General features: G+C 63.3%; 13 protein-coding genes. 4 read left to right on the plus strand and 9 right to left on the minus strand.

All coding sequences use genetic code 11. From position 1 onward, the window contains the following. Both EOA36_RS12995 and EOA36_RS13000 read left to right on the plus strand, forming a co-directional pair. On the plus strand, nt 1-594 hold a 594-nt coding region (locus tag EOA36_RS12995; protein WP_145969163.1), incomplete at its 5' end, for a pyridoxal phosphate-dependent aminotransferase. Next, nucleotides 591-3,041, plus strand: coding sequence for an FAD-dependent oxidoreductase (locus EOA36_RS13000; RefSeq protein WP_127277984.1), 2,451 nt, complete (start codon nt 591-593; stop codon nt 3,039-3,041). The genes EOA36_RS12995 and EOA36_RS13000, both read left to right, overlap by 4 nt. A 48-nt stretch (nt 3,042-3,089) precedes the next feature. On the opposite strand, the gene EOA36_RS13005 is transcribed toward EOA36_RS13000, so the two are convergent. From EOA36_RS13005 to EOA36_RS13035, 7 genes are read right to left on the minus strand one after another with little or no spacing between them, the layout of a single operon-like run. Beyond that, complete coding sequence (locus EOA36_RS13005) at nt 3,090-3,677, minus strand: NAD(P)H-dependent oxidoreductase (RefSeq protein WP_127277985.1); 588 nt, start codon at nt 3,675-3,677, stop codon at nt 3,090-3,092. Further along, nucleotides 3,677-4,258 (minus strand): NAD(P)H-dependent oxidoreductase, encoded by a 582-nt coding sequence (locus tag EOA36_RS13010; RefSeq protein ID WP_167531380.1) that lies wholly within the window; start codon nt 4,256-4,258, stop codon nt 3,677-3,679. The genes EOA36_RS13005 and EOA36_RS13010 overlap by 1 nt, the downstream gene beginning before the upstream one ends. Continuing rightward, nucleotides 4,258-5,661, minus strand: a complete 1,404-nt coding sequence (locus EOA36_RS13015; protein WP_127277995.1) for an FAD-binding oxidoreductase — start codon at nt 5,659-5,661, stop codon at nt 4,258-4,260. The genes EOA36_RS13010 and EOA36_RS13015 overlap by 1 nt, the downstream gene beginning before the upstream one ends. Continuing rightward, entirely contained in the window at nt 5,661-6,962 is a 1,302-nt protein-coding gene (locus tag EOA36_RS13020) for a cytosine deaminase (RefSeq protein ID WP_127277987.1), read from the minus strand. The genes EOA36_RS13015 and EOA36_RS13020 overlap by 1 nt, the downstream gene beginning before the upstream one ends. A 4-nt stretch (nt 6,963-6,966) precedes the next feature. Further along, complete coding sequence (locus EOA36_RS13025) at nt 6,967-7,815, minus strand: ABC transporter permease (protein WP_127277988.1); 849 nt, start codon at nt 7,813-7,815, stop codon at nt 6,967-6,969. Further along, nucleotides 7,802-8,626, minus strand: a complete 825-nt coding sequence (locus tag EOA36_RS13030; RefSeq protein ID WP_127277989.1) for an ABC transporter ATP-binding protein — start codon at nt 8,624-8,626, stop codon at nt 7,802-7,804. The genes EOA36_RS13025 and EOA36_RS13030 overlap by 14 nt, the downstream gene beginning before the upstream one ends. Nucleotides 8,627-8,638: 12 nt before the next feature. Then, on the minus strand, nt 8,639-9,643 hold the full coding sequence (locus EOA36_RS13035; RefSeq protein ID WP_127277990.1) for an ABC transporter substrate-binding protein: 1,005 nt from the start codon (nt 9,641-9,643) through the stop codon (nt 8,639-8,641). 267 nt (nt 9,644-9,910) lie between these two features. On the opposite strand from EOA36_RS13035, the gene EOA36_RS13040 reads away from it, so the two are divergent. Then, nucleotides 9,911-10,294, plus strand: coding sequence for a RidA family protein (locus EOA36_RS13040; protein WP_127277991.1), 384 nt, complete (start codon nt 9,911-9,913; stop codon nt 10,292-10,294). Between the two features lie 217 nt (nt 10,295-10,511). Next, the gene (locus EOA36_RS13045; RefSeq protein ID WP_127277992.1) at nt 10,512-11,315 is read left to right on the plus strand and encodes a creatininase family protein; all 804 of its coding nucleotides are present in this window, start codon (nt 10,512-10,514) and stop codon (nt 11,313-11,315) included. Between the two features lie 4 nt (nt 11,316-11,319). Here the strand turns inward: EOA36_RS13045 and EOA36_RS13050 are convergent, their stop codons facing one another. Together EOA36_RS13050 and EOA36_RS13055 are read right to left on the minus strand one after the other, a co-directional pair. Beyond that, nucleotides 11,320-11,829: a tyrosine phosphatase family protein gene (locus EOA36_RS13050; protein WP_127277993.1), complete on the minus strand. Its 510-nt coding sequence runs from the start codon at nt 11,827-11,829 to the stop codon at nt 11,320-11,322. Nucleotides 11,830-11,834: 5 nt separating this feature from the next. Next, on the minus strand, nt 11,835-12,275 hold a 441-nt coding region (locus EOA36_RS13055; protein ID WP_127277994.1), incomplete at its 5' end, for an aminotransferase class I/II-fold pyridoxal phosphate-dependent enzyme.

A 12,275-nucleotide genomic window follows, 5' to 3' on the forward strand; every position in this document is an offset into this window, starting at 1 on the left:
GAGCACGACCTCTGGCTGCTTTCCGACGAGGTTTACTGGACTCTGGGCGGCGGCGAGCATGTCTCGCCGCGCTCGCTGCCCGGCATGGCCGAGCGCACGCTGGTCATCAATTCGATGTCCAAGAGCCACGGCATGACCGGCTGGCGCATGGGCTGGCTGACGGGTCCGGAGGAGATGATCACGCTGCTGACCAACCTCAACCTGGTGACAACCTACGGCCTGCCGGCCTTCATCTCGATCGCTTGCGCCGAGGCGCTGGAGCAGCACTATGGCGTCAAGGACATCGCCGAACGCTACGCCGCACGCCGCACCGTCCTGCTCGACGCGGTGCGCGGCATGAACGATGTCACCGTGCGCGGTTCCGAAGGCGGCATGTATGTCATGCTCGACATATCGGATGTCGAACCCGACGACGAGAAATTCGCCTTCGCCTTTCTCGACAAGGAGAAGGTCGGCGTCATGCCCGGCTCCAGCTTCGGCGAAGCCGCGGCCGGCCATATCAGGATAAGCCTGTGCCAGCCCGAACCGGTACTGCGTGAAGCAGCCGCCCGGCTGCGCCGTTTTGTTTCCAGCTACCGTCGCGAGGCCGCATGACCGTCAAGACCCTTCCCACCAAGGCGCGGGCCGTCATCATCGGTGGCGGCGTCTCCGGCTGCTCGGTCGCCTACCACCTGGCCAAGCTCGGCTGGACCGACATCGTGCTTTTGGAGCGCAAGCAGCTGACCTCGGGCACGACATGGCATGCCGCCGGCCTGATCGGACAGTTGCGCGGTTCGCAGAACATGACCCGGCTGGCGAAATATTCGGCCGACCTCTACGTCAAGCTGGAGGCCGAGACCGAGGTCGGCACCGGCATGCGCCAGGTCGGCTCGATCACCGTCGCGCTGACCGAGGAGCGCAAGCACGAGATCTACCGGCAGGCATCGCTCGCCCGCGCCTTCGATGTCGATGTGCGCGAGATTTCTCCCAATGAAGTCAAGCAGATGTATCCGCATCTCAACGTCTCTGACGTGGTCGGCGCCGTGCACCTGCCGCTCGACGGTCAATGCGACCCGGCCAACATCGCCATGGCGCTGGCCAAGGGCGCGCGCCAGCGCGGCGCCACCATTGTCGAGAATGTGAAGGTGACGAAGGTCCATACAAAAAATGGCCGCGTCACCGGCGTGTCCTGGGCGCAGGGCGAAGAGCAAGGCACCATCGAGGCCGACATCGTCGTCAACTGCGCCGGCATGTGGGCGCGCGAACTCGGTGCCCAGAACGGCGTTACCATCCCGCTGCATGCCTGCGAGCATTTCTATCTCGTCACCGAGCCCATCTCAGGCCTCGGCCGCCTACCGGTGCTGCGCGTGCCCGACGAATGCGCCTACTACAAGGAAGACGCCGGCAAGATGATGCTCGGCGCCTTCGAGCCGGTGGCCAAGCCATGGGGCATGGACGGCATCCGCGAGGACTTCTGCTTCGACCAGTTGCCCGAGGACATGGACCATTTCGAGCCTATCCTCGAAATGGGCGTCAACCGCATGCCGATGCTGGCCACCGCCGGCATCCACACATTCTTCAACGGCCCGGAAAGTTTCACCCCCGACGACCGCTACTATCTCGGCGAGGCGCCGGAACTGCGCGGTTATTGGATGGCGACCGGCTACAACTCGATCGGCATCGTCTCGTCCGGCGGCGCCGGCATGGCGCTGGCGCAGTGGATCAACGATGGCGAAGCGCCGTTCGACCTGTGGGAAGTCGACATCCGCCGCACCCAGCCGTTCCAGAAGAACCGCCGCTATCTCAAGGAGCGCGTCTCCGAAACGCTCGGCCTGCTCTATGCCGACCATTTTCCCTACCGGCAGATGGCGACATCGCGTGGCGTGCGCCGCTCGCCCTTGCATGAACATCTGAAGGCGCGTGGCGCCGTGTTCGGCGAGGTTGCCGGCTGGGAGCGCGCCAACTGGTTCGCGCGCAAAGGCCAGGAGCGCGAATATCGCTATTCCTGGAAGCGGCAGAACTGGTTCGACAATCAGCGTGAGGAGCATCTGGCGGTCCGCAACAAGGTCGGTCTGTTCGACATGACCTCGTTCGGCAAGATCCGAGTCGAGGGTCGCGACGCTCAGCGTTTCCTGCAAAGGCTCTGCGCCAACGACATGGATGTGGCGCCGGGCAAGATCGTCTACACGCAAATGCTCAACCAGCGCGGCGGCATCGAGAGCGACCTCACCGTGTCGCGGCTTTCGGATACGGTCTATTTCCTCGTCGTTCCAGGGGCCACGCTGCAACGCGACCTCGCCTGGCTGCGCCGGCATGTCGGTGAGACGTTCGTCGTCATCACCGATGTCACCGCGGCCGAAAGCGTGCTCTGCCTGATGGGTCCGGATGCGCGAAAACTGATCCAGAAGGTCAGCCCCAACGACTTCTCCAACGAGAACAATCCGTTCGGCACCTTCCAGGAGATCGAGATTGGCATGGGGCTCGCCCGGGCGCACCGCGTCACCTATGTCGGCGAACTCGGCTGGGAGCTCTATGTCTCTACCGAACAGGCTGCCCATGTCTTCGAGGCGGTCGACGAGGCCGGCGCGGATGTCGGCCTGAAACTCTGCGGCCTGCACACGCTGGATTCCTGCCGCATCGAAAAGGCTTTCCGCCATTTCGGTCACGATATCACCGATGAGGACAATGTGCTGGAAGCAGGCCTTGGCTTCGCGGTGAAGACAGCCAAGGGCGATTTCATCGGCCGCGACGCCGTGCTGAAGAAGAAGGAGGCCGGGTTGAACCGCCGTCTGGTCCAGTTCCGGCTGAAGGACCCGCAGCCGCTGCTCTTCCATAACGAGGCGATCCTGCGCGACGGCAAGATCGTCGGTCCGGTCACCTCCGGCAATTACGGCCATCATCTCGGCGGCGCCATCGGCCTTGGCTATGTGCCATGCCAGGGCGAAAGCGAGGCGGATGTGCTCGCTTCATCTTATGAGATCGAGATCGCCGGCGAACGGTTTGCCGCCGAAGCATCGCTGAAGCCGATGTATGATCCGAGGTCGGAACGGGTGAGGATGTAGCGCGGCGCCTCTTCCTTCTCTCCTTGTGGGAGAAGGCAAGTGCTGCTCTCAAAAATGCTCCAGCTTCGCCCGCACCTTGACCAGAAACGCCGCTCTCGTCGCCGGCGTCGAGGCGTCCATCAAATAATGCGCCAGGAAAAACGTCTTGCAGCGTCTGGCGCACAGCGCCCGCATGCCGCGCAGCAAGGTCTTGCGTCCGGGCTGGCCGACGACGACGCTCCACCAGGTTGGCGCACCACAGGTGGTGATGACGCCGACCTTGGTGACATGCGTCATCAGCGACTTGATCCCGCCCTTGCCCGCCGGCAGCTTGAAGGCGATGTCGGTCGCCCACACCCGGTCGAGCCAGCCTTTCAGCATCGCCGGCAGCCCATACCACCAGGTCGGATAGACGAACAGGATCGCCTCGGCCCAGTTGAGCAGCTCGAAATGCGGCCTCAGCGCCGGATCCTGCGGCGCATGGTTGTTGTAACTGCGCCGCTCCTCGCAGCTCATCACCGGATCGAATTTCTCGGCATAGAGGTCGAGCAGCCGCACGTCCCAGCCTCGACGCGTCAGCACATCCACGGCAGTGTCGCGGATCGCGGCGCAAAAGCTCTCCGGTACCGGATGGCAATAGACGACAAGCGCACGCATCAGAAGGCATCCATGCTGGCCGCGACCTTCGTCATGAAGGACTTGCGCGTTTCGTCGGTCGACAAGTTCATCGCATAATGGGCGAGATAGGAGACGGGAGCGCCGGGCTTGATCGTCGCGCGCAGCATGCGCTTCACGACCTTGCGCGGCGGATCGCCCATCACCATGGCGCGGAACCGGCTGCCGCCATAGGTGGTGACAGCCGCCAGTTTACGGATGTTGTGCAGCGTCGGCTGCACTTTGCCATCGACCAGCTTGAACGACACGCCGGGCAGGAAGACGCGGTCGAAAAATCCTTTCAGGATCGCCGGATAGCCGTAGTTCCAGACCGGAAATGACAGCACCAGGGCCTCGGCCGCCTGCAGCCTCTGAATGTAGCCGGCAACCGCATCCCCTGGTCCACGCGGGTCGTGATAGCCAAGCCGTTCCGCCCGCGTCAGGCGCGGGTCGAAATTCTCTGCGTAGAGGTCGCAGTTGTCGACTGTATGACCCGCCGCCGTCAGCCGCTCGACGATCATCCGGTGCAGGCCGGCATTGAAGCTGGTCTCGACCGGATGGGCGTAGAGCACGAGGATGTTCATCAGCCTGCCTTTTGCAGCCCCTTGAACAGAAAAGTCCGGCCCGAACGGTAGTCGTAGTCCGGGTTTTCCCAGGCGATCATCTTGCCGGGGTTGAGCAGGCCTTCCGGATCGGTCTCGCGCTTGAAGGCCAACTGCACGGCGTCGGTCTCCTTCATGCCGCCCTCTTCCAGCGTGTAGCGGTGCGGGTTGAAGATCGGGCAGCCATTGTCCTCATGCAGGCGGATGATTTCGTCGAGCTTCGCCTCGGTGGTGAACTTGACCAGCGGCAGGCCGAAGCAGGTGATGTTGCCGTCCAGCCGGACGAATTCGAGATGCGAGAACACCTCGCCAGGGAACATTGCATCCATCTTCTCGACCAGCGCCAACTGGTCGGGAAAGGGATAGAGCGATTGCAGATAGGTAATCGACGGATCGACCCGCAGTGCCCTGAGCGTGGTGTGGTTCCAGGCCAGCTCGTAGGCCGGCGGCAGGCCCTTTTTCTCCTCCGGCGCGGCAAGGGCAGCGTTGAAGATCACGTCGCCCCCGGCGCGGCGCGTAAAGGCCAGGAAGGCGTCCAGCCCATGCCGAGCCACCATGACGACGCAGATGCTTTGCCCTTCCCTGAAAAATTTCTGGTGCCGCTTGAAGTAGAGTTGCGGCACGGGTGCCGCGATCGGCGTGATCAGCTTGGTCAGGATGCCGTCCTGGCAGGCGAGCGCGTTTCCATAACGGGCTGCTTCCATGAAGGCGTCGAAACCGACGATGACATCGATCCAGTCATAGGCTGCCGTCAGCGGCATCTCGACCTCGGATATGATGCCATTGGTGCCATAGGCGTGGGTCACCTTGTGCAGGTTCTCGCCTGTCAGTTCGAGCACCTTCGGCTCGGCCTCCATCGTCACCACGCGCAGCCGCAGCACGTTGCCGAAGTCGCGCAATCCGCCGAAATTGATCGAGCCGACACCGCCAGAACCACCGGCGATGAAGCCGCCGATGGAGGCGGTGTTGTAGGTCGAGGGCGACAGCCGCAGTTCCTGGCCGGAATGCGCCCGCGTCGCCTTGTCGATGTCGGCCAGCACCGCGCCGGGTCCGGTCACCACGCGGCCTGGGCCGATCAACTTGATCTCGTTCATCTCGGCGAGGTTGAGTACCACCCCGCCCGACAGCGGCATTGCCTGGCCGTAATTGCCGGTGCCGCTGCCGCGCGGCGTCACCGGCACGCCATGGCGGTGACAGGCGGCAAGCACGCGGATCAGTTCGGCCTCGGTCTTCGGCGTCACGATGAGGTCGCCGGTGACGTGGTCGAGCTGCCGTTTCAGCACCGGGCTGTACCAGTAGAAGTCGCGGCTCTTCTGCTGGACGATCGCCGGATTGTCGTCGAGCTTTATCCCGTCGAGATCGCGTTTGAGCGCCGAAACATCCATCATTCCACCATCAGCTCGTCGAGTTCGGCATAGTCGGGCAATTGCCAGTCGATCGCGCGTCCGGCGCGCACGACGATGCGATCCGATTCGGGCCGCGACAGCAATTCCGTCCAGCTTCGACCTTTGAACAGGACGAAATCCGCGTCGCCGCCGGCGGCAAGCACGCCGAAGCCATCGAGCCGCATTACCTTGGCCGGTGTCGCGGTCACCGCCTGCGGCCAGTCGGCGACCGGATGATCGAAATGCAGGATGCGCGTCGCCATGCGGTAGACCTCCAGCATATCGAGGTCGCCATAGGCGTAGAAGGGATCGCGGGTGTTGTCGGAAGCAACGGCCACCGGAATGCCCCTCGCCTTCATCTCGTGCAGCAGCGTCACGCCACGCCAGCGCGGCGTGGTGCCGTCGCTCCGTCGATCCTGCAAATAGAGATTGCACATCGGCAGCGACACGACGGCCAGTCCGGCCTTCGCCACCTTGTCCAGCGTGTCCAACACCTCGAGATCGGGCTGCCGCGCCAGCGAGCAGCAATGGCCGACGAGGATCTTGCCCTCGAAGCCGTTCCACAGGGCTGCCTCGGCGATCTTCTTCAGCGAGATCGCGGCGACATCGTTGGTCTCGTCGGCGTGAAAATCGAGGTCGAGCCCGTGCTTGCTCGCCTGCGCGAAGACGTGGTCGAGCAGTTCCTCCAGGTCCGGCACCATATAGGTGACGACGCCCAGAACGCCCTTGGCGGCGGCCACTCGTTTGGCCAGCCTGTCGAACCATTTTCTGTCGCGCACGCCCTCGATGCCGAGCAGGCAGGCACCCTGCAATTCGATGCGGCCGCGCCATGCCTCGCGCATCGTCTCGAACACTGGCCAGGAGATTTCCTCCTGAGGGGCGACGCTGTCGATATGGGTTCTCAGCGCCCTGGTGCCATGCGCGTAGGCCGAGCGCAGCGAGAAATCCATGCGCTTCGCCACGTCCTCGGCGCTCCAGCGCGCCGTGCGGTCGGCGCCGGTGGCGTTCAGCGCACCCATGAAGCTGCCGTCGGGATTGGGCTTTCGCGGCCAGATATGGCCCTTGTCGATATGCGTGTGGCAATCGACGAAACACGGCAGCACGATACGGCCGCCAAGATTGATGGCGTCGGCGGGGGCCTTCGATGCGGCATACGCGGCGATGCTGGAAATCTTGCCATCGGCGACAGCGATGTCGCCGAGCGCAAAGCCATCATTGTCGTAACCAGCGGCAAGGCCCGGCGTCAGGGATTGGTGAAGCCGGGCATTGGCGAGCCGGTATGAACCTGTATTCGGTATCAAGGACCTAGCGCTCCTGCTTCAGCGCGCTCTCGTGCCAGCGCCGTAAAATGAGATGCGAAATCAGCGACAGCACGAGGAAGATCAGGATGCCTGTCAGCGAAATCAGAAACAAAGCTGCGAACAAACGCGGCGCATTCAGCCGGTAGCCGGCCTCGATGATGCGCGAAGCGAGCCCCGACGACTGGCCGGTGGCGCCGGCGACGAACTCGGCCACCACGGCGCCGATCAGCGACAGGCCGCCGGCGATCTTCAGCCCGCCGAGAAAATACGGCATCGCCGCCGGCAGTCTGAGATAGCGCAGCTGCTGCCAGCGCGTCGCGCCATTGAGCTTGAACAGGTCGCGCAGATTGCGGTCGACGGAGTTGAGGCCAAGCGTGGTGTTGGACAGGATCGGGAAAAAGGCGACGATCCACGCGCAGAGCAGAAGCTTGGTCGTCTGATTGTCGACATAGATGTTGATCAGCGGAAAGATCGCCACGATCGGCGTCACCTGCAGGACGATGGCGAACGGGAAGAACGACATCTCCACCCATTTCGACTGCGCGAACAAGACCGCCAGCCCGACCCCGCCGACAACCGCGAGGAGCAGGCTGAGGAAGGTGATGCGCAAGGTGACCAGCAGTGCGGAGAACAACAGGCCGGCATCGTTGTAGAGCGTCCACAGCACCACGCCCGGCCGCGGCAGGATGTACTGCGGAATCTCGTTCCAGCCGCAGATGCGGTCCCAAAGCCAGATCGCCAGGATCATGATCGCCAGCGGCAGCACCCAGCGGCCGATCCGCTCGAGCCGCTCCTGGCGCACGCGCCGCGCTTCCTCGGGGTCGAGTTTCAACGTGCCGTCAATGACCGTCATGATGCGAGCCCGCCGTTGAATTGATGGCATTGACCAGAACGTCGGAGGCCTGCCGGCACAGCGCTGCATAATCCGGCGACGTGCGGAAAGCCTCGTCGCGCGGATAGGATGCCTCGATGGCGAGTTCGTCGAACACCCTGCCCGGCCGCGCCGCCATGACGACGACGCGGTTGGACAGAAACACGCTTTCGAACACACTGTGGGTGACGAAGATGACGGTGAAGCGCTCGTCCTGCCACAGTTCCAGCAGGTCGTTGTTGAGCTTGAAGCGAGTGATCTCGTCGAGCGCGGCGAACGGCTCGTCCATCAGAAGCACACGCGGCTTGATCACCATGGCGCGAGCGATCGAGACACGCATCTTCATGCCGCCGGACAGTTCGCGTGGCACCGCGTCTTCGAAACCGGTGAGGTGAACCCGCGCCAGCATTTCCGTTATTGCCGGTGCGGCCTTGGCGCGAGAAATGCCTTTCAGCCTGAGCGGCAGCCAGACATTGTCGAAGACGCTGGCCCAGGGCAGCAGCGTCGGCTCCTGGAAGACGAAGCCGATATTGGCACGGTCGAGCGAGCCGCCGCCGCGCCAGTCGAGCACGCCTGACGTCGGCGTCGACAGGCCGGCGATCAGCCGCAGCGCCGTCGACTTGCCGCAACCGGACGGTCCGAGCAGGCTGAGGAAGTCGCCTTCCCGGATCGTCAGGTCGACATCGCTGAGCGCCGTCACGCCATTGGAAAACACCTTGCCGACGCCACGCAGTGCCAGCAAGGTCGGAGCGACGTCCAAGGCCGGCGCTTGCGCCACCTTCTCCCTCTTCATGCCGGGACCGGCCTATTTCTTCAGCTCGAGCCCGACGCCCTTGTTGACGAAGGCCAGCGTGTAGGCCTTCGTGATGTCGATGCCTGCAGGCGTGACCTTGGCCTTGACCATCTTGTCGTAGAAACTCTTGATCCGCGCATCGGTCATGGCGCCGATGCCGAGCTTCTCGGTGTCGCCGGAATCGGCAAGGCCGAACTTCTTCATCTGCTCGATCGAGAAGGCGATCTGCTCGTCGCTCATGTCAGGATTATCTTTCTTGATCATGTCGTTGGCGGCCTTGTTGTCGCCGTAGAGGTATTTGTACCAGCCCTTGGCCGAGCCATCGACAAAGCATTGGACCACCTCGGGCTTCTTGTCGATCGTGTCCTGCATCACCTCGATCGTGGTCGAATAGGTGTCCCAGCCATAGTCGGCGAGCAGGAACTGGTTCGGCACGAAGCCGCCTTCCTTCTTGACCGCGAACGGCTCCGAAGTGACGTAGCCCTGCTGGATCGACTTCTTGTTGGCGAGGAAAGGAGCGGTGTTGTAGGTGTAGGGCGCGCGCTTTGAGGCGTCGAAACCGAGCTCGATGACCATCCACTGGAAGAAGGTCTGCGCACCTTCATCGCCCAGAATGTACTGCTCGGCGTTCTTCAGGTCTTCCCATTTATCGAGCCCCTCGCCGGGGTGGGACATGATGACCTGTGGATCCTTCTGGAAATCCGCCGCCACTACGCGCATCGGAATGCCTTGCTGGACGGCATCGAAGGCCGACAGCAAATTGCCGCCCATGTAGAAATCGATCTTGCCGGCGAGCAGCATCGGCCGGCCGCTGACCTGCGGGCCGCCCTGCATGATGGTGACATCGAGGCCGCAGGCGGCATAGGTGCCATCCGCCACGGCCTGATAATAGCCGCCATGCTCCGGCTCGGCGAGCCAGTTGGTGCCGAAAGTGACTTTTTCATTCGCCGCTGCGCCCAGTGTGCTCGCCGCAAGCAGAGCCACGACCGCCACCGAAATCTTCTGTTTCACGTACATTGACACCGCCCTTTATTTGCACCGGCGCGTTGCGCGCCGTGCTTGACACCAAAGATTCAAGAAGCAAGACACATGCCACCGGCGTCGCGCGCCGGGACCCGCCCGCCTGCACCACAGCCATCTGCGAAAGCCGGAAAGGTCGTGCTGCACCGAAGGGCATCGTGCCTATTTTTTGAACGCCTGTCCACAATCGCACGGGCGACATGCACCGCCATCTTGATGGTGCAATGCATCCGGCCCTAGGCTGACGATATCCAGGAGATTGCCATGTTCAAGTTTCTCACCCCGAAGTCGATCAAGCCGCCCTTTGCCCGTTACAGCCACGGCGTCGAGGTGCCGGCCGGCAAGCGCCTGGTGCTGTGCTCGGGCCAGGTCGCCATCACGGCGGACGACCAGATACCGGAAGACGCCGGCGCGCAGGCCGAACTCTGCTTCAAGAACATCGCGGCGATCCTGGGCGAAGCCGGGCTGGGGTTGCCTGATATCGTTCGCATCAACGCTTACGTCACCGACCGTGCGCATCTGCGGCCCTATATGGAGGTCCGTGACCGTATGTTCTCCAGCCCGGCGCCGGCCTCGACGCTGATGATCGTTTCCGGCTTTGCCAGGCCCGAATTCAAGGTCGAGGTCGAGGTCATCGCGGCCGGGTAAGAAGCGCCAGTGAAACCCTACGAATCGACAGTCCAATCGTCTAAAGTCACGCGAAGTTGGCGCTGCCCCTCATCCGCCTGCCGGCACCTTCTCCCCGTATAGAGACGGGGAGAAGGGAAGCGCTCCGAGGCTGGCGATACCCTCTCCCCGTCCTTACGGGGAGAGGGTAAGGGTGAGGGGCAGCGCCGACGCCAAATCAGTTCCGTTGAGGCACAAAATGAACGAGACAAAAAGACGCGTCTGGTGGGGCGACTACCGGACATCAGAATATGCCTCGATCGATCCCGAGGCGACTATAGCGGTGTTGCCGCTGGCGGCGATCGAGCAGCATGGGCCGCATCTTCCTGTGTCGACCGACACCTCGATCATGAACGGCATGCTCGACACGGTGATCGCACGCCTGCCCGAGGACCTCGACATCCGTATCCTGCCGGTCCAGGCGGTGGGCAAGTCGAATGAGCATCTCCATGCGCCGGGCACATTGACCCTGCCGGCAACGACGCTGATCGAGGCGTGGACCGAGCTTGGGCTGTCGATCGCGCGCGCCGGCGTGCGCAAGCTCATCGTCGTCAACTCGCATGGCGGCAATGAGGAGATCATGGGCATCGTCACGCGCGAACTGCGCGTGCGCGAAAAGATGCTGGCGGTGAAGACCAGCTGGCAGCGCTTTGGCCGCCCGGCCGGCATGTACACCGAGCTCGAGGACCGCCACGGCATTCATGGCGGCGATGTCGAGACCTCTTTGATGCTGCATTTCCGGCCGGATCTCGTCGACATGGGCAAGGCTGACAATTTCATTTCCAACGTTGCCAAGGCCGAGAAGGACTTCTCGCTGCTGCGCCACACCGGCACGCATGCCTTCGCCTGGATCGCTGGGGATCTCAACCCCAACGGCGTGGTCGGCGACGCCAGCATTGCAACGGCAGAGAAAGGCCGATTGACTGCGCAATATCAGGCCGACGGCTTCATCAACCTGCTGCGGGACATGCGCAAGGCAAAGCTCGCGGAGTGGCTGAAATAGCCGCCTAAATATCGATCTTGAGCGCGAACGGCGTGCCTTCGAAGGCGTCGGCCCCTCGCCCGATCGACTCGATCGCCTCAATCATGCGGCCCTTGCGCTCGAGCAGCGTGTCGGCCACCGCGATCAGTCGCGGATTGGGCGTCGCCGAAGGAGACAGCGCGCGCAACGTCTGCGCCAGTTCCAGCTCATTGCGCTTAGGCGCCAGCGCCGCGGTGATGATGTAGGCCGAAGCCGTCGAACGGCTGATGCCGGCATAGCAGTGAACCACCATCGGCCTTGCCCGGTCCCAGCGGCGCGCGAAATCGAGCAGACTGCGCACATGCTCCTCGCCAGGCATGGTCATGCCGTCCTGCGCCACCGCAATGTCATGCATGACCAGATGCAGGTGGTTTTCCCTAGGGATCGAGGCCGGACGCACCACATCCGTCCCGGCCGCAAGCAGCGATAGCATGCGGTCGGCGCCTGTCCTGGCCACCGTTTCCTCGATCTTCGCCAGCGAGCAGACATGGATCATTGTTTCTAACCTTTCGACCGATCCTCGCGCCGCGACGCCCAATCGGCAAGCGCGGATTCGAGCCTGCGCCATTCCACCTCGCTCCCCGGCAGGCCGGCGCGCAGGACATGCGGCCGGCCGGAGAAATGCCGGAGCAGAATGCCGCTCTCGCCAAGCGCGGAAAACAGGCCGCCGGCATCGGGGAGGCTGAGATAGCGGAACAATGTGGTGCCGCCAGCGACGCGAACGCCGAAACGGCCGAACAGCGCATCGAGGCGCGCCGACGCATCCACCAGCGACGCCCGCATCGCATCCTGCCACCCGAGATCGGCGAGCGCGCGGATGCCATATTCCAACGCCGGCCCGGCGACGGCCCAAGGTCCGAATTGTGTCTCCAGCCGCTCGACCGTCGGCGCATCGGCAAGCGCGAACCCAAGCCGCAGGCCGGCCAGACCAAAGAACTTGCC

The organism is Mesorhizobium sp. M8A.F.Ca.ET.021.01.1.1 (assembly GCF_003998025.1).
Taxonomy (GTDB): Bacteria; Pseudomonadota; Alphaproteobacteria; order Rhizobiales; family Rhizobiaceae; genus Mesorhizobium.